Raw genomic sequence first — 24,138 nt, 5'->3', positions numbered from 1 at the left:
ACATCAAACCCCTGGGAAAATAATCTCCAGTGACTGGCAGGCTTCTTCCCAGCCGCTGCGCTCGAAAATCCCTTGCTGCAAAAAGGCTTCCAGTTGCGGCCACAACACAATGGCTTTGTCGAGCTGCGGATCGCTGCCTTTGGCATACGCGCCAACGCTGACTAAATCGCGATTACGCTGGAAGCTGGATAACAACTGCTTGAAATGACGAACACGGGCGTAGTGTTGGTCGGTAATGAGTGAGGTCATGGCGCGACTGATGGAGGCTTCAATGTCGATAGCCGGATAATGGCCGCCTTCCGCAAGGCGGCGCGACAACACGATGTGACCATCAAGAATGGCGCGTGCGGAGTCGGCAATCGGATCTTGTTGGTCATCGCCTTCGGTCAACACGGTGTAAAACGCGGTAATCGAACCGCCGCCAGAGATACCGTTACCAGCACGTTCAACCAGCGCCGGGAGCTTGGCAAACACCGACGGCGGATAACCTTTGGTAGCCGGAGGTTCACCAATCGCCAGCGCGATTTCACGCTGCGCCATCGCATAGCGGGTGAGGGAGTCCATAATCAGCAACACATGCTGACCTCGGTCACGGAAATCTTCGGCGATGCGCGTGGCATACGCGGCACCTTGCATACGCAATAACGGTGAAACGTCTGCTGGAGCGGCAATCACCACCGAACGGGCGCGGCCTTCGGGGCCAAGAATATTCTCGATAAAGTCTTTAACTTCACGACCACGCTCACCGATTAAACCCACCACAATCACATCAGCCTGGGTATAACGCGCCATCATGCCCAACAGCACGCTCTTGCCGACGCCGGAACCGGCGAACAGCCCCATACGCTGCCCGCGCCCGACAGTCAGCAGTGCGTTAATTGGGCGCACGCCGACATCCAGAACGTGTTCGATAGGCGTTCGTTGTAACGGGTTGAATGGCGCGGCACCCAGCGCCCCCATAGTGGTGGTTTCAGGGGCCGGAAGGCTATCTAGTGGACGGCCACTTCCATCAAGTACCCGTCCTAATAGTGCCGGGCCAAGTGGCAATTGTTTCCCGCTATGCAGGCCACCTTCAGCGGTGGCGCGCGCGTAAACGCGAGCACCTGGCAAGATCCCTTCGACTTCCTCAAGGGGCATCAGGAACAGTTTCTTGCCGTTAAAACCGACAACTTCGCACTCAATATCTCTGGAGTGCTGTTCGATAATACAGGTCGCCCCAAGGGGCAATTGCAAACCGGTGGCTTCAAGTACCAAACCCGTTGCCCGTGTCAGTCGGCCATAACGGCGAACGGTGGGTAACTGTGACATTCGCGCTTCGAAATTATCGAGCGTGTTGAGCCAGCGTGTTAAACGGGCAGTCATCACAACACTCCTGGAGCTGCAAGGCGGCAGAGTTCCTGCCAGCGTGTTGCCACACTGGCGTCGAGGTCGCCTTCATCGGCAGACACTTTGCAGCCGCCCTGATGCAGACTTGGGTCGCCACGCAGACGCCAGCCATGCAGGCTGAGTGTTGCGCCAAGCATTTCTTCAACACGTTGTAAATCATCGGGATGCACGCGCAACTGTGGTTTGCCACTGAACAGCGGCTCTTGTTGTAAAAGCGCCTGGATCTGTTTAATCAGCGCACTGTTATCAATGCCTTTTGACTCACCAATAACCTGACGTGCCGCTTCCAGTGCCATTTGCATCAAACGCGAAGCGATGACGCTATCGAGCGCATCCAGGGTGTACTGGAATTCGCTAACCAGTTGCTGCATCCGCGCATGAACCGGTGCTTGCTGTTGCTTAGCTTCAGCCAGCCCCTGCTCCAGGCCTTGCTGAAAACCTGCGTTACGGCCTTCTTCTGCACCCGCTGTATGCCCTGCGGCATAACCCAGTTGATGACCTTGTTCGTGCGCCTGCATCTGCATTTGTGCCAGTTGCTGCTGCAAGTTGGGCTCGCTTTCTTCAGGCGATTCAGTGGGTTCATCTTCAGCATCAGAGGCGAACAATGGCTCAAATGCCTGCGACGGCGGTGCTAAATCGTCTGGCGTCCAGATTTTCCACGCAAGCCCGTTAGACATAAGTATCCTCGCTGGTGCCAATGACCATCTCGCCGGTTTCTGCCAGGCGACGAACGATAAGCAGAATGGCTTTCTGTTCGTTTTCTACCTGCGACAGGCGTACCGGGCCACGGTTGGAGAGGTCGTCGCGCAGAATATCTGCCGCACGTTGCGACATGTTGCGCAGGAATTTCTCCCGCAGTGGCTGTTCGGCACCTTTGAGGGCGATAAGCAGCGATTCGGACTCCACTTCCTGCAACAGGCGCTGGATGCTGCGGTCGTCGACTTCGACGAGGTTTTCGAACAGGAACATTTCGTCGATGATTTTTTGTGCCAGCTCGCCATCGAAGTCGCGAACGGCAGTGATAACCGCTTCTTCCTGCTGAGTTTTCATCAGGTTGATAATTTCTGCTGCCGTCCTCACGCCGCCCATTTTGCTGCGCTTGAGGTTTTGGCCGTCGAGCAGGTTGTTGAGCACTTCGGTCAACTCAGCCAATGCCGCAGGCTGCACGCCGCCGAAGGTCGCGATACGCAGCATCACGTCGTGGCGTAAACGCTCGTCGAACAACGCCAGAATATCTGCCGCCTGAGCACGTTTGAGGTGAACCAGGATGGTAGCGATAATTTGCGGGTGCTCGTCGCGAATCAGGTCCGCAGCACTTTGCGGTTCCATAAAGTTGAGCGTTTCCATACCCGACGTGGTTTCGCGGGTTTCCAGAATATCTTCCAGCAGGCTGGAGGCACGCTCTTCGCCCAGGGCTTTGATCAACACCGAACGCAGATAATCGTTCGCGTTGACCGACAGCGCGGCGTACTGCTCGGCTTCTTGTTCGAACTCGGCCAACACCTCGGTCAGTTGCTTATTAGAAATCTGGCGAATGCTGGCCATCGCGGCACTGAGATGCTGGACTTCACGTGGACTGAGATGCTTGAACACCTCTGCCGCACGGTCTTCGCCAATGGTCATCAACAGAATGGCGCTTTTCTCTGTTCCGCTAATACTCATAGTTCGTTACTCATCCATTGGCGTATCACCAGCGCGACCACGCGCGGATCGTTATCAGACATCTCGCGAATACGCTGGCTCATGACTTCAGCGCCGAGGCGTTGGTTAACTTTGCGTTGCTGCTGCTGTTCGTCTTTCGTCAGGCGTACAGAAACGGCATCTTCCTCTTCCACACGCTGGCGTTGGGCTTCAACCAGGGCTTGTTGTGCCATTTCTTTGCGTTGCAGTTGTGGGCGCACCACTTTGCGCCACAGCAGCCAGGCAACAATCAACACCAACAACCAGCGACCGGCCGACATCAACATCTCGAAGAAGGCTTGTTGCTTCCAGAATGGCAGTTCCGCACTGGTTTCGTCGCTGGCGCTAAACGGTGAGTTAACGACATTGAGCGTATCGCCGCGTTTATCGGAATAACCCATCGCTTCACGCGTCAGATTTTCAATTTGCTTCATCTGATCGGCAGTCAATGGCAGTGGTTTGCCATCGGTAAGCTGGCGGTAGTTCACCACCACCGCGACAGACAGTCGCTGAACATCACCGACGTTCAACTTGGTATGCAAAATGGTGCGGTCGACCTCGTAGTTGGTGGTCTCGTCACGCTGTGTGTTACTCGAGCCACTCTGCGCAGAGGTGGATGTTGCCTGTGTTTGCTGCGGCTGAGCATTCGCTGGCGTAGCTTGTGGCGGTGTTGAAATGGGGGCGTTATTCGGTGGGGCAGGTTGGTTAGATAGTGCACCCGGCACACCACCTGGGTTACGGCCATTCACTTGCTCGCTTTGGTTAAGCTGGCGCGAACGCACCGCTGCCTGAGAGGGATCGCTGTTCGGGTGATACTGCTCTTGTGTTTGTTCTTTATTAGAGAAGTCAATTTGTGCGGTGACCTGCGCGTGGACATTATTGTTGCCGACAATCGGCCCAAGAATGGCTTCGATGCGGCGCTGGTAACGGCTTTCGACATCCATTGCATATTTAAGCTGTGCATCGTTAAGGTCACGGCCTGCGGTATTGGACTGCGTCAGCAAATGCCCGCCCTGGTCGACCAGCGTCACATTGCCTGGCGGCAAACCAGCAACCGCACTCGACACCATATGCACCACGGCACTGACTTGTCCTTCGTCTAACGCACGACCAGCTTCCAGGCTAAGTGTGACCGAAGCAGAAGGGGATTTTTGTTCGCGAACAAACAAAGAAGGTTTAGGCATCGCCAGATGCACACGCGCTGTCTTGACCGGGCCAAGCGTTTCGATGGTACGCGCCAGTTCGCCTTCCAGTGCGCGTTGGTAGTTCACCTGCTCGCTAAACTGGCTGATGCCAAACTTTTCTTGATCCAGTAATTCAAAGCCGACTGCGCCACCCTTCGGTAACCCTTGCTGTGCCATGCGCAAACGCAGATCGTAGACTTTATCTGCCGGGACCAAAATCGCGCTGCCGTTATCAGAGAAACGATAAGGCACATTCATCTGGGTCAGTTGAGTGACGATGGCACCGCCATCTTGCTCGGCCAGATTGCTGTACAGCACTTTGTAATCAGGCGTTTTGGCCCACAGCACCAGCGCGACAAGAATGGCGATAGCCGCAGCGCCTGCGACCGCTAGCGGGATTTTAGGATTTGCACGAATGCGGGCCAGCCACTCCTGGGTTTTGTTTTGCGGCGTTTGTGGCAGGCTTGCTGCGGTCATTGAGCACCTCGCAGCTGGGCGTAGACAACATATTTAATAGACAGAGTGAACAAAACGAGCTCCCACAACAAAAGTTCCACAAAGATGGCAACGTTATTATTTTCTTTCTTAGCGGTTTTGATGGCTGAATTAGCTCTATTTATTGCCGCTATTTAGCGCCTTTGTCCTGGTGACAAGGTGGTAATCTTGCCGCGTTTAAAATCACTGGGGCAGGGAAATGGCAATTCAAGGTATCGAAGGCGTACTTCAGCAGTTGCAGGCAACCGCGCTGTCAGCGGGGAATCCGGTTCAGAATTACGAGCCAAAAGTGAGTTTTGCCGGTGAGTTACAGGCAGCTCTTGGCCGTATCAGTGAAACGCAAACCGCTGCCCGTACTCAGGCTGAAAATTTTGCCCTCGGAACACCGGGTGTTGCGCTCAATGATGTGATGGTCGATCTGCAAAAATCGTCGGTTTCGCTACAGATGGGTATCCAGGTGCGCAATAAGATGGTGTCGGCGTATCAGGAAGTGATGAACATGCAGGTTTAGTGGTTTAAGCTATCTGATATATAAAGAAATTATCAGGAAATTACCACGTAGAACGTGAGAGTAGCCTCTTCAGGTAAGGCTCATTGACAGAGATGAGTTTGAGCAGATTTCTGTGCTCATTAATAGCCTCCCAGATTTGGTCGTTAGTATCTCCATCCCATTCAGGATTCATTTTCAGTTCAGCCTTGAGCATTTTTAGCCTGATATGAATGGTGGCAATTTCGTCACGCCCACATTGGCGAGCCATTGCTATGAGGGCTGTCTCTGGTGTTCTCTCGTATGGAGATAAACCCACGCGGGATTTAGTGTAAAGGTTGTAAAGTTTGCTCATTTCAGGTGTGTTTTATTGGTTGAGGTTTCCTGAATGATTGCATCTGGTTGTTTCTCAAACAACAAACATTAAATCTATTTAACTGTATTTTTTTGCATGGCTCTGCGCCATCGCTGCTGAGAGCATGTGACAAAATGTTACATATGGGATAGGGATTTGAAAAAATTAATTATCGCTTCAATGGTTGTAGTAGTGCTTGCTGGGTGTGCATCATCGGGGAATAAGCATCTTCAAAAAGAAACTGAAGTTAGCATGCAGTCAAAAATTAAAGAAGGCTCTACCACCAAAACACAAGTTAAAAGCATGCTTGGCTCACCGGAAAATGTTTCTTTCACTGATGGTGGTAAAGAAATCTGGAAATACTCTTATGCCAAAGTGAAAGTAGACGGGAAATCATTCATTCCGTTTTATGGGCTGTTCCATAATGGCGCAAGCGGTACCAAAAAAGAGCTGACCATTCTTTTTAAGGGTGACACCGTAGAGAAATACACGATGGCTGAGTCAGCAATAAATACTAAATCAGGTTGGGCCGATTAATATTTATCTGATGTGCAGAACATCAACCTTCTTTGGAAACGGTTAAAAACGGGTTTTGTAGGGGGGATAAGCGTCAGCGTCATCCACCATTTACGTCGGATGTCGCTGCGCTAATCCGACCTACGAAAAAGAGTTGTCATCTCTATCAATTTTCTTCCGGGGAGGGGTGAATTAAGTCAATACAACTAAAGTATGGGATTGAATGATATTTAGATGGTTAAGGTTTCGTGTTTTTCGAGAATAACCATTTTATTGCTGGAAATGACCGTGCTATTTGCTGGGACGCTTTTTAAAACCAACGTTCCAACGCCAATGGTCACGTTGTCGCCTATCTCAATATCATCACCAATGATGCACGAATGGGCGCCCATATTGACGTTGTTACCCACGTTAAATTTGATATCTACACCATTTTTATTGCTACCAAGGGTACAGAATTGCCGGATGGTAAAATTCTCGCCAATAATACAGTTTCTGTTAATAATCATTGAGTTGCCGTGCCATATTTTAAAGCCTTTACCAATCTTTAAATGATAATTCAGTTCGACACCAAACAATCCTTCATTAACCACTCGATTGAGAATCACAAACATCAATGAAAGCGGGTACAGCGCCTTTGTTTTGGCGTGAATAGTTGCCATTCTGAATATTAAAATAATGAGCTTAGATTTGGCAGTGTTGATTTTTAAGTCATATTTTAATGTCGACAAGAAATCACGCATGGCGTTGTTCCATTTTAGGATTATAAGAATAATCTTAATTCATAATTGTTAACTCGCCATTGAGTTTGCGAAATCTTTTCTAAGCTTGATAAGCATTGCACATTTTAGATGAATGGCGAGGGTTTTATCCCTCGCTCTGGTGTTCAGCGTTGAATCAAATAGCGAATGGTTGGGCCGTCTTGTTGAATATCCAGCACCGTGTAGCCGTGGTTTTTGGCATCTAAAGGGATGTTATTTATTGACTGCGGGCAGTCGCTCACCACTTCAAGAATTTGGCCTTTCGCTAATTGTGGCATGGCCTCCAGTGTGGCAACTGCCGGGTAAGGACAAGGTTCACCGACCATATCCAGGCGGAAATCTGGTACATAATTGTGGCTCATACGCTCTCCTTAATAGGCTGGCTACTGTGCAGGTTTTTACGACGGAAGAACTGTTTTTCCCAACCGACAATGAACAAAAATGCGGCCAGCAAAAGCAAATAGGTGACCAGTAAACCGCCGAGCGGCCCAAAGGTATCGAGTAAGTTGACTTTGTCCCACTGGGTGGCGAGGGCAGGTGAAATATCGTCCCAGTAGTATGCAAGGATCGTGGAACCGATAACGTTGCCTAATCCTACCCACCAGTAATGAACTTGTCCTTCAACCGCGCGATACATCCAGCCGGTTTCACACCCGCCGGCCAGTACAATCCCAAAACCAAACAACAACCCACCGATGACAGCGTTAGGGCCAGCCCACATAATTTTTGGCGCAACACCAAGCTGAACATAACTGAAGATACCAATAGCACTGACCGCCATACCTAAAATGATTGCTTTCGCCATATGCGTACGACCAGTGATCCACATATCCCGGAAAGCCGAGGTAAAGCAGATTTGCGCTCGCTCAATTAACAACCCAAACCCAACGCCAAACAGCATGGCGATACCGAGTTTCGGTTGATTCATCGCGGTAAGTGCGCCCCATCCAACCATACCTGCGAATACCAACATACCGATGCGGAAGCGGCGTTTTGCTTGCTCAGGGCGTTGGGTGAGTGGCGAGGCGGCAGAGACTTTTTGTAGTTTGACGGGAATACGGAACAGCGGGAGAAGGGTGAATTTTGCACCGAACCACGAACCCATCGCAGTCGCTAAGGCGAAGAACCAGGCATGCAGAGAAAACTGGGGAATACCGGTAAAAAATGCCGCCAGATTACAGCCCATTGCCAGACGTGCACCAAAGCCGGCAATGATTCCGCCTAACACCGCCTGGATAATACGTATGCGGTGTTGGGGCATCCGCAGCTTCACGTTATTGGCCCACAATGCGGCCGCAAAACATCCACCGAACATGCCGATAATCATCATGCCGTCAATGCGTGTTAAAGGGTTGCCATCAAGATGAATGAGTTTGAAATATCCCCACTCTTCAGCGTGAACACCCATTAATTGCAGAAGCTGCCCACCCCAGCGGGTAAATTCGCCGGTGACAGCCCAGAATGTTCCTGTAAGGCCGAAATAGTAAGTTGAAAGAATACCTGCTGCGATAACGGCGGGCATCGGAGCCCAGAACTTAACCAGATAATTTAATTTGAATTGTTGCCAGGACATTTTCTTACCTCTGAACTCAGAAGGTGATATGTTGCATAAGGGGCTAAAATATATACTCTTTTCCCTTTATCCAAAACCTCTGCAAAACTATTCTTCAAAATACCCCTGCTTTTTATGACAACAATCAAATAACCAGCCTGATCCATTCCTTTCCCCGAACCATGCAGCTGAAAAATGCATTCATGAATAATTTAATACATATAAGCATTAAAAGACCCGCCGGGGCGGGTCTTTGTCTTTTTGATTATTTTAGATTCGTGCTCAAGTCTGATTTGTTGGAGCAAAAACGCGTTGCGTAGTCGTCAGTCTGAAAGGATTGTGATCGGTATTTTTCACAGTCACTCGCAATATTAAACTTAGCGATGTGTCGTACAGTGTGAAAATACTGGCTATAAAGGTGAACAGACTCCGTTGATTCTTCAACCTCGCTATCCACCATAATGGCGCTCACCACCACAACAACAACCAAGAAAACCACAGCAATCATCCATTTCATTTCTCACGTTCCTGGTTGGTTAAATTTCTGGTAACCCTGGTGATCATCTTTCTTATATGCGTGAGCTTTAGCGAGGAGTCTTAACACCTCTCAGTGGGCGTGTTTTCATTTCTTTGCGCTTTTGCTGATTGCGAGCGCTGCTTTCGACATATACACAGCACAGGATTGCTATTGCTGCAATTATCCATTCCATTACTGTCACTCCGCTGATTACCCTAAAAAATAGGCGCGAAATTTAGCGCCCATATCGTTTGTTTTCTCCTCTTTTTGTGCTGTCGATCACATTTTCAAATTGGTTTTTGCTTAGCGATAAGCATGGCTGATGTCTTCGCTCCAGACTCAGTTTGCTTTTGACGGTGCAAACTGCCGTTTCAGCAGATTGGCAGACGCCGCCTTTTCCCAAAACAGAGAAACACTGGCGAGCTAAGTGCTTTAATGCGAAAATTATTTTTTCTCCGCGGTCAGGATAGATGATGAAGAAGATTGCATTATTGACAGTGTTGCTGGCGTTGAGCGGCTGTGTGCAGGTTGAAAATTACCGCGAAGTGGTGAAAGCACCAGCACCTGCAGGGCTTGCAGGGTACTGGCAGTCACAAGGTCCGCAAAGTGAGATGGTGAGCCCCGAAGCGATAGCGACGCTGGTGGTGACTTCTGCGGGCGATACGCTGGATTGCCGTCAGTGGCAGCGCGTAATGGCTCTGCCGGGTAAACTGATAGTGCGTTCAGACGATTGGTATAACGTCACGAACAAGCGTGAAGTTTATAGCGTAGAGCGCTTCGGAGATACGCTGGAGTATGCGGGGATGACGCTGAAACGTGTTGAGCGTCCAACGCAGGAATGTGCTGATTATTTGCAGAAAAACCCGCTGCAAACCAAATTACCGTAGGGTAGGGTATCCCTCTCCTTATCACTGGAGAGGGAGGTTCCAGACCCATTTATAACACTTCTTCTATCACCCAAACGCTGACACTGCCGCCGTTACAGGCGAAGGTTGCGCTACCGTTGGCATCAGTCGTCACAGTCTCCTGCCGATTGCCCAAATAATCTCGCCAGTTTTTGCCACCGTAATTATCGCCAAGCGTAATGGTTTTCTCGCCTTCATCGCCGTTAGATAACACCACCACGCAACCGGGGTGTTCATCAGTACCGCTGCGGCTTAATGCGATGCAATTAGGACTATCGAAGTAAAGAGTTTGCACACCGTGAGCAAAGAGTTCGCGGGCGTGAATTAAATCATCCAGCTGTTCAATTACGGGCATGTCGATGTGATAAGTCTCGCCATCGCCACCTTCGTCGTCGTAGCTGGCACCGAATAAATCCGGGTAGAACACGCTTGGCACACCATTTTCGCGCAACAAAATAAGCGCATACGCCAGCGGCTTGAACCACGGTTCAACGGGCGCTTCGAGGGATTGCAGTGGCTGAGTGTCATGATTGGCGACAAGGGTAATGGCGTGGAACGGATCGGCTTCTACCAGCGTGCCGGTGAAAATTTGGCTCATGTCATATTCGCGGCCTTGCTTTGAGGCCTGGTGGAATTTCATTTGCAATGGCGCATCAAACAGCATCGTTTTGCCATCCACCTGGGCAATATATTCCTGAAGTTTATCAACTTCGTGCGACCAATATTCCGCGACGATAAACAACGGTTGTTCCGCTACTTCCTGAACATGCTCAATCCATTCTTTGTAGAACCATGCTGGAATGTGTTTCACCGCATCAAGACGGAAGCCATTACAGCCCGTTTCTGCCATCACCCAGCGCGCCCAATATTTCAGTTCTTCCGTCACGGCATGGTTACGGAAATCGATATTCTCGCCCATTAAATAGTCGAAATTACCCAGTTCATCATCAACCTGATCGTTCCAGCCTTCGCCGGTGTAGTCGTTGATGATTTTAAAAATGCCGCCTTCCGTCGGGTTTTCGATATGGTCGACGCCGCTAAAACATTTGTAATCCCAGATAAATTGCGAATATTTACCGGCGCGGACAGGGAACGTGTAGCGTGTCCACGCCTCACATTCGATCACGCCGTCGTCTATCTCATTGCGGTTTTGTTCGTTGACGCGATTCACGCGAATACGTTCTTTTTCGTCCGCGCCCATTTTGTGGTTAACCACCACATCGAGCAGAACGGAGATGTCATTCTCCTGCAGGGCTTTTATCGCGGCCAGTAATTGTGCTTTGTCGCCGTATTTAGTCGGCACAGAACCTTTTTGGTCAAACTCACCGAGGTCAAAAAGATCATAGCTGTCATATCCTACCGAGTAGCCACCGGAACTGCCTTTATAAGCTGGCGGTAACCAAACCATATTGACGCCAATATCATTGAGCGTGGCTGCACGTTCTGCCACTTCAGCCCACAACTTGCCCCCGCCGGGGTAGTACCAATGGAAAAATTGCAACAAGGTTGGATTGCGCATGTACAGGCTCCATAAAGAGGGATCTCAATTATGGATGATATGCCTGGAAATGCCTGGTGCGACAAGCTCAGTCGTTCTCGCACCAGGAATAGAAGATCAGGAAGTGATGTCCTGATTGTCTTGCGGAGCCAAAATCTGGCCTCCCTGTTTACCATAAGCGGTTAACACGGATTGTTGTATGGAAGATTGCCCTACCAGTTTCGCCAGTTCATCCATGCGTATTTGCAGTAAGCGTTTAATCTCGCTTTCGTTGTCCAGAATATTCTGGAGCACAGGGCTGAGTTGCTCCTGCATCAGCATGGAGAGCTTAATGTCGCTCATGAATTGAGTGAGTTCATGCACCGCGTTAACGTAATCCATTTCACTAGCGATTAATTCGTCCCACATTCCTTTGCGGGCGTTGTTTAGCATCACCTGGCTCTGCTCTAATAATTGCTGATAGCGAATGTACAGTTGCGGTGCGTGGTTCATTAGACTACGTCCTGAATCCGGTTAGGCATCAGAGCAACTTCTTTCCAGGCATCGGCAATATTTCGCAGCAAGTTCTCGACCTCTTCGATCGCGCTGACATCATTGTGTAGATTGGCCTGGAAGATACGTCGCACCATGTAGGTATAAAGAGCGTGCAGATTCTGTGTCAGTTCGTCGTTGCTGGTTTCATCAATGCCGATTTTCAGCCCGTTATCGATGATATTAATGGCTTTAGACAGCGAAAGGCCTTTCCCTTCCAGGTTGCCATCCTGCAAAAAAAGACGCGCACGGACTAACGCGTTGAGCGCACCATCAAACAACATAGTCACTAGTTGTTGCTGGCTGGCACTCATCACCGCGCTTTCCACTTCAATTTTTGCATAGGCCTGAGTCGCTTTTGCCCCGTACATATCTGCTCCTGGATTAATTATTTTTTGCTGGAACTGGTATCAAACTGTTGAGTCAGATAGCTGCTGGTAGAGTTCAGTGAACTCATCATCACGTCCAGTTGAGTAAATTGCGCCTTGTAACGCGCCATCTCTGAGTCAATACGTTCACTGGCTTTGTTGTACTGTGCGGTCAGACTGTTCAGCGTCTTGCTCACACCGTCGGTTGCCGCCTTGATGATTCCGGTGCTGGAGAGCCAACTGGTCAGGTTGTTGCCGATGGTGGTGGTGATGCCGCTGGTTTTACCGTCGCCAACAATCATCTCCTGGACCCCAGCCGCATCTTTTTTCAGCGCCGTTTTCAGTTTGTCGCCATCGAGTTCTAACTTTCCGGTGCTCGGGTCTGACGTCACACCGATTTGTGCCAGTGTCTTAAATGACGAACTGCTCTGGGTATTGTTGAGTAACCCTTTGAGTTGTGTCTGGATAGTACGCAAGGTGCTGTCGCCAAGCAGTGCGCCGTTGCTGGAGTCTTGAGTAGCGCCAGAATCAACCGAGGTGTATTTGGTTAAGCTGCTGAAGGTATCCTGCAAAGAGTTATAGGCATCGACCCAGGCTTTGACCGCGGTTTCTGCTTTAGAAGTATCTTTGGTGATGGTCAGCGTTTGGGTGCCGGTGGTGACATTATTCAGATTGAGGGTGATGTCTTCCAGCGCATCGCTGATGGTATTGCTGCTGTTGGTTATTTTAATGTTGTTCACCGTCAGCTCGGCATCTTGCGCGGTAACGCTCTCTTCCATACCATTCGCGGCATCTGTGCTGGTGCCGTTGTAGCCCATAAAGCTTTGCAGGGCGCTATCACCGCTGACACTCAGGCTCATGGCATTGTCGTTGCCGGTATCGTCAGAGGTAATAGACAGACGATATTGGCCGTTGCCGACGTTGATAATACTGGCGCTAACACCCGCCTTAGCATTATTGATGGTGTCGCGAATGCCGCTCAGCGAGGAGTTGGCAGCACTAATATCAATGGTGACCGGTTTTTTATCGCCACCTTGTTGAATGGTCAACACGCTGTCGCCGGTGGCAATCGCTGTTTTGCTGTCGGGCTGGGTATTTTTGGTGGTCAGCGTTTGCGATTGCGCCAGTTGAGTGACGTTAATCGTATATTTCCCGGCCACTGCATTACCGGTAGTGGTCGCGCTGAACGCGGTGCTACTGCTGCTGGTTGATGTCGCAGTAAACAGATCGGTTTTATTGAGCGCGGTGTTGGCGGTCTGGAAGCTGACCAGTGCACTCTTCAGGGTACCGTAACCGCTCAATTTTGCTGTAAAGGAACTTTGTTGTTTTGAGATTGGTGTTAGCGTCGCTTTTTGTGCTGCCTGCAGGCTATCCAGAATGCTGCTCAGATCCAGACCGGACCCGATTCCCAGCGTAGAAATACTAGCCATATTATTTCCTTAATGTATCGATGCATAAAATGAATACCGGGAGTATCGGCCTGGAAAAAACAAAGTTTACGATTAATTTCTTTTTTTTAATGGCAAGAATAGCGGCAGAGGGCGAGAGTATTTCCGGTGCTAAAAATTTTACTGTGAATGTAAAAAAATTCTAAAGGTTGTGGGGGACCAGACGATAACAGGTTTAACGGCAACGAAGCCGACGGGTGGAAACCCAACCCATAAACCGTAGACTTGAAACACAGGAAAAATAAATCATGGCACAAGTCATTAATACCAACAGCCTTTCGCTGATTACTCAAAACAATATCAACAAGAACCAGTCCGCTCTGTCGACTTCTATTGAGCGTCTGTCTTCTGGCTTACGTATTAACAGCGCGAAGGATGATGCTGCAGGCCAGGCAATTGCAAACCGTTTCACGTCCAACATTAAAGGCCTGACTCAGGCAGCGCGTAACGCCAACGACGGTATCTCTCTGGCGCAGACCACTGAAGGCGCATTGTCAGAAATCAACAACAACTTACAGCGTGTACGTGAACTGACTGTTCAGGCAACTACCGGTACTAACTCTGATTCTGACCTGTCTTCAATCCAGGATGAAATTAAATCCCGTCTGTCTGAAATTGACCGCGTATCCGGTCAGACTCAGTTTAACGGCGTGAATGTACTGGCTAAAAACAGCTCTATGTCCATCCAGGTTGGCGCGAACGATGGCCAGACTATCAATATCGACCTGCAGCAGATTGACTCTTCTACTTTAGGTCTGAATGGCTTCTCTGTAAGCAAAAGCTCTCTGAAAGTTGGTGCCGCACTGACTGAAATAACAGGTGCTGCCGGTGTAGCTCCGAAAGGTGTGAAACTGGATACAGCTGCTGCGAGCTTGACTGCTGCACTTGGTAAAACTGTTGATGCTTCTAGTCTGAGCTTCCATAACATTCAAACTGGCGCTGGTGCTGCTACAGATCAGTTTGTTGTTCAGTCAGGTAGTGATTTCTATTCAGCTTCAATCGACCATACTGATGGTACAGTGACGTTGAATAAAGCCGATGTTGAATACAAAGATACTGATAATGGTTTGACGACTGCTGCGACTCAGGCCAATCAGCTGATTAAAGTAGCTGCGGATTCTAATGGTGACGCCGCTGGTTATGTCACATTCCAGGGCAAAAACTACGCAACGACAGCTGCTGGAGCCTTGGGTGATGATAATACTGTTACAGGTGCAACCAACAAAGTAACCGTTGAACTGTCAACTGCAACTCCTACAGCTCAGTTCAAAGGTGCTTCTTCAGCAAACCCACTGGCTCTGCTGGACAAAGCTATCGCTCAAGTTGATACCTTCCGTTCTTCCCTAGGTGCGGTACAAAACCGTCTGGATTCTGCGGTAACTAATCTGAACAACACCACTACTAACCTGTCTGAAGCGCAGTCCCGTATTCAGGACGCCGACTATGCGACCGAAGTGTCAAATATGTCTAAAGCGCAGATCATCCAGCAGGCGGGTAACTCCGTGTTGTCCAAATCTAACCAGGTTCCACAGCAAGTACTGTCTCTGCTGCAGGGCTAATCGCCTGATACCTGACCAAACCCTGCCTCGGCAGGGTTTTTTCGTATTAATTGTTATCCATAACCGCAAATAACCCCTCATTTCACCCACTATTCTTGCGATTAAAAACCCTCCAGAAACGGATAATCATGCCGATAACTCAACTAACGCAGGGCTGTTTATCGTGAATTCACTGTATACCTCTGAAGGTGTAATGGATAAACACTCGCTGTGGCAGCGTTATGTACCATTGGTGCGTCACGAAGCATTGCGCCTGCAGGTACGCCTGCCCGCGAGTGTGGAGCTTGACGACCTGCTACAGGCGGGCGGCATCGGGTTGTTGAATGCAGTGGACCGTTATGATGCCCTGCAAGGAACGGCATTTACTACCTACGCGGTGCAGCGCATCCGTGGGGCGATGCTTGATGAGTTGCGCAGCCGTGACTGGGTGCCACGCAGCGTCAGGCGTAACGCTCGCGGTGTTGCGCAGGCAATGGGTCAACTGGAGCAAGAGCTGGGCCGTAATGCCACTGAAACTGAAGTGGCAGACCGGTTGGATATCCCGCTCAACGAATACCGTCAGATGTTGCTCGACACCAACAACAGTCAACTTTTCTCTTATGACGAGTGGCGTGAAGAGCATGGCGATAGTATCGAACTGATTACTGAAGAGCATCAGCAGGCGAATCCACTACAACAACTGTTGGAAGGGAATCTACGCCAACGCGTAATGGACGCCATCGAGGCGCTTCCGGATCGTGAAAAGATGGTGCTGACCCTTTACTACCAGGAAGAGCTGAATCTTAAAGAGATTGGCGCGGTACTGGACGTTGGGGAGTCGCGCGTCAGTCAGTTGCACAGCCAGGCGATTAAACGCTTACGCACCAAGCTCGGTAAGTTGTAGGCCGTACATTATAATACGTCCGGGATAACATCATGACGGTGCAGAACTTAAAAAAGCGTCCTTTAAGCCGCTATTTAAAAGACTTTAAACACACACAGACCCATTGTGCCCATTGTGCGAAATTGCTCGACAGAATTACGCTCACCCATCGTGGCGAGATCGTCAGTAAAACGGCTATCGCGCAGCTTGATACGTTAATTGATGAACACAGCTGGCAGATTGAACGCCCGTTCTGGGCGGCGCTATGCCGTTTTTGCGGCGATTTATACTGCAAAGAGCAGGATCACTATTTCGATATTATCGGCTTTAAAGAATACCTGTTCGAACAAACCGAGATGAGCCATGGCACCATCCGTGAATACGTGGTGCGCTTGCGCCGTCTGGGTAACTATTTATCTTCACAAAACGTTCCACGGCCTTCTTCGCCTGCCGCTTACCTCGACGACTCATTTGATGCGTGGTTGCCGCCAACCAGTACCAACAATTACCGTATTGCTCTGCGCAAGTACGGACAATTTCAAACCCTCAATCAAAATATCACTGCCCATTACCAGGAAAATAAATCAACTTCTGATATATATTAAAATGGCATAAGTTGTAGCACAGTGGTTTTGATTGATTATATTAAGTCGCTACAATACAACAATAATATCGACATTCGGGGTAACTATGAAATTAGCAATGGTGGGGCGTCAGGCGCTGATGGGCGTGCTGGCTGTGGCATTGGTTGCAGGTGCGAGTGTTAAAACCTTCGCCGCCGAAAATTTACTGGCAAAAGTCAAAGAGCGCGGCACGCTGCTGGTTGGGCTTGAAGGGACTTATCCTCCATTCAGCTTTCAGGGTGATGACGGCAAACTGACCGGTTTTGAAGTGGAATTTGCTGAGCAGTTGGCACAGCATTTGGGCGTAAAAGCCTCACTGAAGCCGACCAAATGGGATGGCATGCTGGCGTCGCTGGACTCTAAACGCATCGACGTGGTGATTAACCAGGTGACCATTTCTGATGAACGTAAGAAGAAATACGATTTCTCTACGCCATACACCGTTTCGGGTATTCAGGCGTTGGTGAAAAAGGGTAACGAAGGCAGCATTACTGGGCCGGATTCCCTGAAAGGCAAAAAAGTGGGTGTGGGTCTGGGGACTAACTACGAAGAGTGGTTGCGCGCCAATGTACAGGGCGTTGACATCCGTACTTATGATGATGACCCAACGAAATATCAGGATCTGCGCGTAGGCCGTATTGATGCGATTCTGGTCGACCGCCTGGCCGCGTTGGACCTGGTGAAGAAAACCAAAGATACCCTGGCGGTAGCGGGCGATGCGTTCTCACGTCAGGAAGCTGGTGTTGCAGTGCGTAAAGGCAACGAAGACCTGGTCGAAGCGATTAATAAAGGTATTGCTGAGATGCAGAAAGATGGCTCACTGGCCAGGCTTTCCGAAAAATGGTTTGGCGCTGACGTCACCAAATAATTAATTTGGGATGCCCAGGGCGGATTAGCGTAAGCGACATCCGCCTTTTTTATTTGTATTTGCCAGCATTTTGTCAGGCTGGTGCATAATGAATAAATCTGGATTTTATTCAAAGTGTAATGGAGTTGCTCATGTCTCTGCACAATCTGACGCGATTTGCGCGTCTGGAATTTATCGGCGCTCCGACGCCACTCGAATATTTGCCACGTTTTTCCGATTACCTTGGCCGCGAAATCTATATTAAACGTGACGACGCCACGCCGATGGCGATGGGTGGAAATAAGCTGCGTAAACTTGAATTCCTGGCGGCAGATGCGTTGCGTGAAGGTGCCGACGTGCTGGTTACCGCTGGGGCGATTCAGTCAAACCACGTGCGCCAGACCGCGGCAGTTGCGGCAAAACTCGGCCTGAAGTGCGTCGCACTGCTGGAAAACCCAATTGGTACCCAGGCGGAAAACTATCTCACTAACGGTAACCGTTTGATGCTCGACTTGTTTGATGTCGAAATAGAAATGTGTGATGCGCTACATTCGCCGGATAGCCAACTGGAAGAAATTGCCCTACGTCTCGAAGCGCAAGGCTTTCGCCCGTATGTGATTCCTGTTGGCGGCTCGAATGCGCTGGGCGCTTTGGGCTATGTGGAAAGTGCGCTGGAAATCGCGCAGCAGTGCGAAGGTGCAGTCAATGTTTCATCGGTGGTGGTCGCTTCAGGAAGTGCCGGGACGCATGCCGGGCTGGCGGTTGGCCTCGAGCAAGTCATGCCTGATGTTGATTTAATCGGCGTTACCGTTTCGCGTTCTGTTGCCCAGCAGTTGCCAAAAGTGGAAGCGTTGCGGCAGGCGGTCGCGCAATCGCTTAGTGTCAGCGCGTCAAACCCAATACATTTATGGGATGATTATTTCACTCCGGGCTATGGCCATCCTAATGAAGAAGGACTTGAAGCCATTAAAATTTTGGCGCGCCTCGAAGGGATCTTGCTGGATCCGGTTTATACCGGCAAAGCGATGGCCGGGTTAATTGATGGAGTGGCCCAGAAGCGTTTCAAAGACGAAGGCCCGATAATCTTTATTCATACCGGTGGTGCGCCTGCGTTATTTGCTTACCATCCACATGTTTAATGAGATTTTGAAGGGCGACACCCATTTGGGTGTATTACAAGAATAAAAAGACAGACAGGGTGTAATTCAAGTATGCATGAAAGTATTCAACTGGTGCTGGATTCGGCACCGTTTCTGCTTAAAGGTGCCGTCTTTACGCTGCAACTCAGTATTGGCGGCATGTTCTTTGGGCTGATACTCGGTTTTATGTTGGCGTTGATGCGTTTGTCACCGTTTTGGCCGTTCTCCTGGCTATCGCGTTTTTACGTGTCGATTTTTCGCGGGACGCCGTTAATCGCGCAGCTGTTTATGATCTATTACGGCCTGCCGCAGTTTGGTATTGAGCTGGATCCTATTCCTGCGGCGATGATCGGTTTGTCGCTGAATACTGCGGCTTATGCTTCCGAAACCTTGCGTGCGGCGATTTCGTCTATCGAAAAAGGGCAGTGGGAAGCCGCAGCAAGTATCGGTATGACGCCGTGGCAAACCTTACGTCGGGCGATTTTACCGCAGGCGGCTCGTGTCGCATTGCCGCCGCTGAGCAACAGTTTTATCAGTCTGGTGAAAGACACGTCCCTTGCGGCCACTATTCAGGTTCCGGAATTGTTTCGCCAGGCGCAGCTTATTACCTCGCGTACCCTCGAGGTATTTACCATGTATCTCGCGGCGTCATTGATTTACTGGGTAATGGCAACGGTGCTTTCTTCGTTGCAGAACTACTTTGAAAATCAGTTAAATCGCCAGGACAGGGATCCCAAATGAGCGCAATCGACGTAAAACAACTGGTCAAAAAATTCCACGGGCAGACCGTGCTGCATGGTATCGATCTGGAAGTGAAAGCGGGCGAAGTGGTGGCGATTATCGGGCCAAGTGGCTCCGGTAAAACCACCTTGCTGCGCTGCATAAATTTGCTGGAACAACCCGAGTCCGGCACCATCAAGGTCGGAGAGATTTCCATTGATGCGGCGCAATCATTGAGTAAGCAGAAAAATCGAGTGCGTGAATTGCGCCAACATGTTGGGTTCGTGTTTCAAAGCTTCAATCTTTTCCCGCATCGGACGGTGATTGAAAATATCATCGAAGGGCCCGTGATTGTAAAAGGCGAACCGAAAGAAGAAGCTATAGTGCGGGCGCGTGAGTTGCTGGCGAAAGTTGGCCTAAGCGGTAAAGAAACCAGCTATCCGCGTCGTCTTTCCGGCGGCCAGCAGCAGCGTGTAGCTATTGCGCGCGCATTGGCGATGCGCCCGGAAGTGATTCTGTTTGATGAACCGACATCAGCGCTTGACCCTGAGCTGGTGGGTGAAGTGTTGAGCACTATTCGCCAGCTTGCGCAAGAAAAACGCACCATGGTGATCGTGACGCATGAAATGAGCTTTGCGCGTGATGTTGCAGACCGTGCCATATTTATGGATCAAGGCCGTATTGTTGAGCAGGGGCCTGCGCGTGAATTGTTTGCTAATCCTCAACAACCACGCACTCAGCAATTCCTGGAAAAATTCCTCACCCAGTAATTCGTATGGCCCCACTTTTGGGGCCGTTATTAAAATATTTATAATATTGATAAATGTGATAGCGTTTGGCATTACATTTGGAAATGATATTAGTGTCAGGAGAAATGCCAGACATAATGGATGATCGCAACTTTTTTAGCTGGCGGCAGGATGCGCTGAATATCTTCCAGTCTGTTACGCAGGCTGACGAAATAACTAAAATCCTACATCAGCAAACGGAGTCGCTGGAATTTGACTATTACTCTCTGTGTATTCGTCACCCAGTGCCATTTACTCGTCCCAAAACGTCATTAAGGTCGACTTATCCTCAGCCGTGGCTCGATCATTATCATGCTGCAAATTATTTTGCGATTGACCCAGTTTTGCGTCCTGAAAATTTCATGCGTGGGCATCTGCGCTGGAATGACGAGCTTTTTAGTGGTACTCAGGATTTCTGGGATGCGGCACGGGATCACGGCTTACGGCGTGGTATAAGCCAGTGCGTGATGGCGCCTAATCGTGCATTGGGGTTTTATTCAGTCTCGCGTACAGCGGGGAAAGGCAAAATTATGCCTGACGATGAATTGCAACTACGTCTGCAATATTTAGCCGAACTGAGTTTAATGACTTTAACGCGGCTTAATGATTCATCCATGGCCGCCATGCCATTAAAGCTTAGCAAACGTGAGCGAGAAATATTGCAATGGACGGGCGAGGGGAAAACGTCATCAGAGATCGCCATTATTTTATCGATATCAGAAAATACTGTGAATTTTCACCAGAAAAATATGCAGAAGAAATTTAATGCGCCAAATAAAACGCAAATTGCCTGTTATGCAGCAGCGATTGGGATAATTTGAAGGACGAGTTTTAACGAGGGAAGTCAACGAAGCGGCTGGAGAAACTGAATTCATCCAGCCGTCGCGATTCGATTACTGACGGTAAGCCTGTTTAATTTGCTTAACAGTATTACCAAAAACGTCTGCGTGTGCCGGGTCTTCCATTTGAGCGATTTGCTTTTCCATTTTAATGATAACTTTGCCTGCATCGGCCTGACCCATGGCTTTCAGCATCTGAGTCAGCATAGCTTTCAAGCAGGTGACTTCAATAGCCAGTTCACTACTGTTGTCTGCGGTGGAAAAATCAGGAGTGCTCATTTGTGTTCCTCGGTCTTGGTTGGTACACCGTTGTTTCGTGTAACGGTTTCTTAAGGCGGCGGAGTATAACACAGTCGTAAACCATTTTATTAGTGGTTACGTGAAGGCCGTAACATGCTTACGGTGCAAAGTGTGTATTTGTTTTAATTTTGTTTATTTTTGGTTAAAAAAATACTTCCACGATCTTTATTTAATCCTTTTAATGGGCGTGAATTATAGTTTTTTTAAATATGAAAAGCGTTTTTACTATTTATAACTATGAAATGAGTCTGTTTTCTGTCCAGTATCCACTGTACATTTAAATTTCCAGCACGGCATGAGATTCCGAAAATCTGTTTTTATAATTTAAAGTTACCTGAAAACCCGTTAATATGGCTCAGTAATTTTAGCAGCGTAATCCCTATTCTGGAGAGGTCCCCTTGATCAACGTACTTCTTGTTGATGACCACGAACTGGTGCGCGCAGGGATACGACGCATTCTTGAAGATATCAAAGGGATCAAGATATCAGGTGAGGCAAATTGCGGCGAGGATGCCGTAAAATGGTGCCGTAGTCATCCGGTTGATGTTGTCCTGATGGACATGAATATGCCGGGAATTGGTGGCCTGGAAGCCACGCGTAAAATCGCGCGATATTCAAACGATATCAAAGTGATTATGTTGACAATACACACCGAGAATCCACTACCTGCAAAAGTGATGCAGGCGGGTGCCGCTGGATATTTAAGTAAAGGTGCAGCGCCACAAGATGTGGTTAATGCGATTCGTTCGGTCAATGCCGGGCAGCGCTACATTGCGTCAGATATCGCCCAACAAATGGCATTAAGCCAGATTGAACCGGAGAAAACAGACACGCCATTTGCGAGTTTGTCTGAGCGTGAATTACAGATTATGTTGATGATAACCAAAGGCCAAAAGGTCAATGAGATCTCAGAGCAGCTTAATCTTAGCCCTAAAACGGTTAACAGTTACCGTTACCGCATGTTTAGTAAACTGAATATCAGTGGCGATGTTGAACTGACACACCTGGCCATTCGTCATGGTTTATTTAGTGCGGAGACATTAATAAGTAGTGAGTGAAATCTTTGACCCGCGAGCGTTTCTTAAAACCGTAACCAGTAAACCTGGTGTCTATCGTATGTATGACGCCAGTGATACGGTCATTTACGTCGGTAAAGCCAAGGACCTGAAGAAACGCCTGTCGAGCTACTTCAGGAGCAATCTTGCCAGCCGTAAAACAGAAGCGCTGGTGGCCTTAATTCAGCATATTGACGTGACGGTGACTCACACCGAAACAGAAGCGTTGTTGCTGGAACACAATTACATCAAGCTGTATCAGCCGCGTTACAATGTGCTGTTGCGTGATGACAAATCCTATCCCTATATTTTCCTTAGTGGCGATACTCACCCGCGGCTTGCGATGCATCGTGGAGCGAAACACGCCAAAGGGGAATATTTCGGGCCATTCCCTAATGGCTATGCTGTCCGCGAAACACTGGCGCTATTGCAGAAAATCTTCCCGATTCGCCAGTGCGAAAACAATGTTTATCGCAATCGCTCGCGCCCATGCTTGCAATACCAAATCGGGCGCTGCCTGGGGCCTTGTGTGGCGGGCTTAGTCAGTGAAGAAGAGTATGCCCAGCAGGTGGAATATGTCCGTTTGTTCCTGTCCGGTAAAGACGATCAAGTTCTGAATCAGCTGATCGCTAAAATGGAAGAGGCAAGCAAAAACCTGGCGTTTGAAGAGGCCGCGAGAATACGCGACCAAATTCAGGCGGTACGTCGCGTGACTGAAAAACAGTTTGTTTCCAATACTGGCGATGACCTGGATGTGATTGGCGTGTCGTTCGATGCCGGCATGGCATGTGTGCATGTGCTCTTTATCCGCCAGGGTAAAGTTTTAGGTAGCCGCAGTTATTTCCCTAAAGTGCCAAACGGCACAGAACTCGCTGAAGTCGTCGAAACTTTTGTTGGTCAGTTCTATTTGCAAGGCAGCCAGATGCGTACCTTGCCTTCTGAAATCCTGCTTGATTTCAATTTGCCGGATAAAACCTTGCTGTCAGATTCTTTGACGGAACTGGCGGGGCGGCGTATTAATGTGCAGACCAAACCACGCGGCGACCGCGCGCGGTATCTCAAACTGGCCCGTACTAATGCGGCCACGGCGCTTGTGACGCGTCTGGCGCAGCAATCCACCATTCATCAACGCTTAGCAGCCTTAGCCAGCGTACTGGAGTTGCCCGCAATCAAACGCATGGAGTGCTTCGACATCAGCCACACTATGGGCGAGCAGACCGTGGCTTCCTGTGTGGTTTTTGATGCCAACGGTCCATTGCGCGCTGAATATCGACGCTACAACATTGAAGGCATTACACCAGGCGATGATTATGCGGCGATGAACCAGGTGTTGCGCCGTCGCTATGGTAAGGCGATTGATGAGAGCAAAGTGCCTGATGTCATTCTGATTGATGGTGGCAAAGGGCAGTTGGGGCAGGCAAAAACCGTGTTTGCAGAACTCGATGTTCCGTGGGATAAAAACCATCCGCTGTTACTGGGCGTGGCAAAAGGGGCCGATCGCAAAGCGGGGCTTGAAACCTTGTTCTTTGAACCGGAAGGGGAAGGTTTTTCACTGCCGCCAGATTCACCCGCGCTGCATGTCATCCAGCACATTCGTGATGAATCACACGATCACGCTATTTCCGGGCATCGCAAAAAACGTGCAAAAGTAAAAAATACCAGTGCGCTGGAGACCATCGAAGGCGTTGGCCCAAAACGTCGCCAGATGTTGTTGAAATATATG

26 protein-coding genes are annotated in these 24,138 nt (G+C 49.4%); 13 read left to right on the top strand and 13 right to left on the bottom strand.

From position 1 onward, the window contains the following. Positions 1–3: 3 nt before the first annotated feature. From fliI to fliF, 4 genes are read right to left on the bottom strand one after another with little or no spacing between them, the layout of a single operon-like run. Positions 4–1,362 (bottom strand): flagellar protein export ATPase FliI, encoded by a 1,359-nt coding sequence (gene fliI / locus MES37_RS11510; RefSeq protein ID WP_064545521.1) that lies wholly within the window; start codon positions 1,360–1,362, stop codon positions 4–6. After that, the gene (gene fliH, locus MES37_RS11505) at positions 1,362–2,063 is read right to left on the bottom strand and encodes a flagellar assembly protein FliH (protein ID WP_064545523.1); all 702 of its coding nucleotides are present in this window, start codon (positions 2,061–2,063) and stop codon (positions 1,362–1,364) included. The genes fliI and fliH overlap by 1 nt, the downstream gene beginning before the upstream one ends. Continuing rightward, positions 2,056–3,048 carry a flagellar motor switch protein FliG gene (gene fliG / locus MES37_RS11500; protein WP_064545525.1) on the bottom strand — a complete coding sequence of 331 codons (993 nt, stop codon included), beginning with the start codon at positions 3,046–3,048 and terminating at the stop codon, positions 2,056–2,058. The genes fliH and fliG overlap by 8 nt, the downstream gene beginning before the upstream one ends. Next, a complete protein-coding gene (gene fliF, locus MES37_RS11495; RefSeq protein ID WP_064545527.1) occupies positions 3,045–4,727 on the bottom strand; it encodes a flagellar basal-body MS-ring/collar protein FliF in 1,683 nt (560 codons plus the stop codon). The genes fliG and fliF overlap by 4 nt, the downstream gene beginning before the upstream one ends. A gap of 217 nt (positions 4,728–4,944) precedes the next feature. On the opposite strand from fliF, the gene fliE reads away from it, so the two are divergent. Together fliE and MES37_RS11485 are read left to right on the top strand one after the other, a co-directional pair. After that, positions 4,945–5,256, top strand: a complete 312-nt coding sequence (gene fliE / locus MES37_RS11490; RefSeq protein ID WP_121813821.1) for a flagellar hook-basal body complex protein FliE — start codon at positions 4,945–4,947, stop codon at positions 5,254–5,256. Between the two features lie 487 nt (positions 5,257–5,743). Further along, positions 5,744–6,124: a hypothetical protein gene (locus MES37_RS11485; RefSeq protein WP_121813819.1), complete on the top strand. Its 381-nt coding sequence runs from the start codon at positions 5,744–5,746 to the stop codon at positions 6,122–6,124. Between the two features lie 209 nt (positions 6,125–6,333). Here the strand turns inward: MES37_RS11485 and MES37_RS11480 are convergent, their stop codons facing one another. The 4 genes from MES37_RS11480 to MES37_RS11465 all read right to left on the bottom strand — a co-directional run bounded on the left by MES37_RS11480 (position 6,334) and on the right by MES37_RS11465 (position 8,933). Continuing rightward, positions 6,334–6,846: a serine acetyltransferase gene (locus MES37_RS11480; RefSeq protein ID WP_064545532.1), complete on the bottom strand. Its 513-nt coding sequence runs from the start codon at positions 6,844–6,846 to the stop codon at positions 6,334–6,336. A 143-nt stretch (positions 6,847–6,989) separates the two neighbouring features. Next, positions 6,990–7,226 (bottom strand): sulfurtransferase-like selenium metabolism protein YedF, encoded by a 237-nt coding sequence (gene yedF / locus MES37_RS11475; protein WP_064545534.1) that lies wholly within the window; start codon positions 7,224–7,226, stop codon positions 6,990–6,992. Then, entirely contained in the window at positions 7,223–8,437 is a 1,215-nt protein-coding gene (gene yedE / locus MES37_RS11470; RefSeq protein WP_237931470.1) for a selenium metabolism membrane protein YedE/FdhT, read from the bottom strand. Before yedE ends, yedF begins: the two co-directional genes overlap by 4 nt. 244 nt (positions 8,438–8,681) lie before the next feature. Beyond that, complete coding sequence (locus MES37_RS11465; protein ID WP_064545537.1) at positions 8,682–8,933, bottom strand: hypothetical protein; 252 nt, start codon at positions 8,931–8,933, stop codon at positions 8,682–8,684. Positions 8,934–9,406: 473 nt separating this feature from the next. Here MES37_RS11465 and yedD point away from each other — a divergent pair, with 473 nt between their 5' ends. After that, positions 9,407–9,820, top strand: a complete 414-nt coding sequence (gene yedD, locus MES37_RS11460; RefSeq protein ID WP_121813817.1) for a lipoprotein YedD — start codon at positions 9,407–9,409, stop codon at positions 9,818–9,820. Positions 9,821–9,869: 49 nt separating this feature from the next. Here yedD and amyA read toward each other — a convergent pair whose 3' ends face one another. The 4 genes from amyA to fliD all read right to left on the bottom strand — a co-directional run bounded on the left by amyA (position 9,870) and on the right by fliD (position 13,665). Continuing rightward, positions 9,870–11,357, bottom strand: coding sequence for an alpha-amylase (amyA, locus tag MES37_RS11455; RefSeq protein ID WP_237931467.1), 1,488 nt, complete (start codon positions 11,355–11,357; stop codon positions 9,870–9,872). A gap of 96 nt (positions 11,358–11,453) precedes the next feature. Next, complete coding sequence (gene fliT / locus MES37_RS11450; RefSeq protein ID WP_064545544.1) at positions 11,454–11,828, bottom strand: flagella biosynthesis regulatory protein FliT; 375 nt, start codon at positions 11,826–11,828, stop codon at positions 11,454–11,456. Further along, positions 11,828–12,238: a flagellar export chaperone FliS gene (gene fliS, locus MES37_RS11445; protein WP_133521739.1), complete on the bottom strand. Its 411-nt coding sequence runs from the start codon at positions 12,236–12,238 to the stop codon at positions 11,828–11,830. Before fliS ends, fliT begins: the two co-directional genes overlap by 1 nt. A gap of 17 nt (positions 12,239–12,255) precedes the next feature. Continuing rightward, entirely contained in the window at positions 12,256–13,665 is a 1,410-nt protein-coding gene (gene fliD / locus MES37_RS11440; RefSeq protein ID WP_064545548.1) for a flagellar filament capping protein FliD, read from the bottom strand. A gap of 266 nt (positions 13,666–13,931) precedes the next feature. Here fliD and MES37_RS11435 point away from each other — a divergent pair, with 266 nt between their 5' ends. From MES37_RS11435 to sdiA, 8 genes are all read left to right on the top strand, one after another. Continuing rightward, entirely contained in the window at positions 13,932–15,242 is a 1,311-nt protein-coding gene (locus tag MES37_RS11435; RefSeq protein ID WP_064545550.1) for a FliC/FljB family flagellin, read from the top strand. 163 nt (positions 15,243–15,405) lie between these two features. Next, positions 15,406–16,125, top strand: coding sequence for an RNA polymerase sigma factor FliA (locus MES37_RS11430; RefSeq protein WP_064545552.1), 720 nt, complete (start codon positions 15,406–15,408; stop codon positions 16,123–16,125). Between the two features lie 32 nt (positions 16,126–16,157). Then, positions 16,158–16,709 (top strand): flagella biosynthesis regulatory protein FliZ, encoded by a 552-nt coding sequence (gene fliZ, locus MES37_RS11425; RefSeq protein ID WP_237931465.1) that lies wholly within the window; start codon positions 16,158–16,160, stop codon positions 16,707–16,709. 85 nt (positions 16,710–16,794) lie between these two features. Next, complete coding sequence (tcyJ, locus tag MES37_RS11420; RefSeq protein ID WP_064545558.1) at positions 16,795–17,595, top strand: cystine ABC transporter substrate-binding protein; 801 nt, start codon at positions 16,795–16,797, stop codon at positions 17,593–17,595. A 131-nt stretch (positions 17,596–17,726) separates the two neighbouring features. Beyond that, positions 17,727–18,713 (top strand): D-cysteine desulfhydrase, encoded by a 987-nt coding sequence (gene dcyD, locus MES37_RS11415; RefSeq protein ID WP_121813813.1) that lies wholly within the window; start codon positions 17,727–17,729, stop codon positions 18,711–18,713. Between the two features lie 72 nt (positions 18,714–18,785). Further along, positions 18,786–19,454 carry a cystine ABC transporter permease gene (tcyL, locus tag MES37_RS11410; RefSeq protein WP_064545562.1) on the top strand — a complete coding sequence of 223 codons (669 nt, stop codon included), beginning with the start codon at positions 18,786–18,788 and terminating at the stop codon, positions 19,452–19,454. Further along, positions 19,451–20,203: an L-cystine ABC transporter ATP-binding protein TcyN gene (tcyN, locus tag MES37_RS11405; protein ID WP_064545564.1), complete on the top strand. Its 753-nt coding sequence runs from the start codon at positions 19,451–19,453 to the stop codon at positions 20,201–20,203. The genes tcyL and tcyN overlap by 4 nt, the downstream gene beginning before the upstream one ends. A gap of 116 nt (positions 20,204–20,319) precedes the next feature. Next, positions 20,320–21,042 (top strand): transcriptional regulator SdiA, encoded by a 723-nt coding sequence (gene sdiA, locus MES37_RS11400; protein ID WP_064545566.1) that lies wholly within the window; start codon positions 20,320–20,322, stop codon positions 21,040–21,042. Between the two features lie 72 nt (positions 21,043–21,114). Here the strand turns inward: sdiA and MES37_RS11395 are convergent, their stop codons facing one another. Continuing rightward, positions 21,115–21,339, bottom strand: a complete 225-nt coding sequence (locus MES37_RS11395; RefSeq protein ID WP_133521736.1) for a DUF2594 family protein — start codon at positions 21,337–21,339, stop codon at positions 21,115–21,117. A 419-nt stretch (positions 21,340–21,758) separates the two neighbouring features. Here MES37_RS11395 and uvrY point away from each other — a divergent pair, with 419 nt between their 5' ends. Together uvrY and uvrC are read left to right on the top strand one after the other, a co-directional pair. Next, positions 21,759–22,418: a UvrY/SirA/GacA family response regulator transcription factor gene (gene uvrY, locus MES37_RS11390; protein ID WP_064545571.1), complete on the top strand. Its 660-nt coding sequence runs from the start codon at positions 21,759–21,761 to the stop codon at positions 22,416–22,418. Then, on the top strand, positions 22,411–24,138 hold a 1,728-nt coding region (uvrC, locus tag MES37_RS11385; protein WP_237931463.1), incomplete at its 3' end, for an excinuclease ABC subunit UvrC. The genes uvrY and uvrC, both read left to right, overlap by 8 nt.

The sequence above is a fragment of the Buttiauxella sp. S19-1 genome, from assembly GCF_022134725.1.
Classification (GTDB): Bacteria; Pseudomonadota; Gammaproteobacteria; order Enterobacterales; family Enterobacteriaceae; genus Buttiauxella; species Buttiauxella ferragutiae.
Note: the sequence above shows the minus strand (reverse complement) of the source record. Positions and strands in the feature narration are given on the sequence as shown.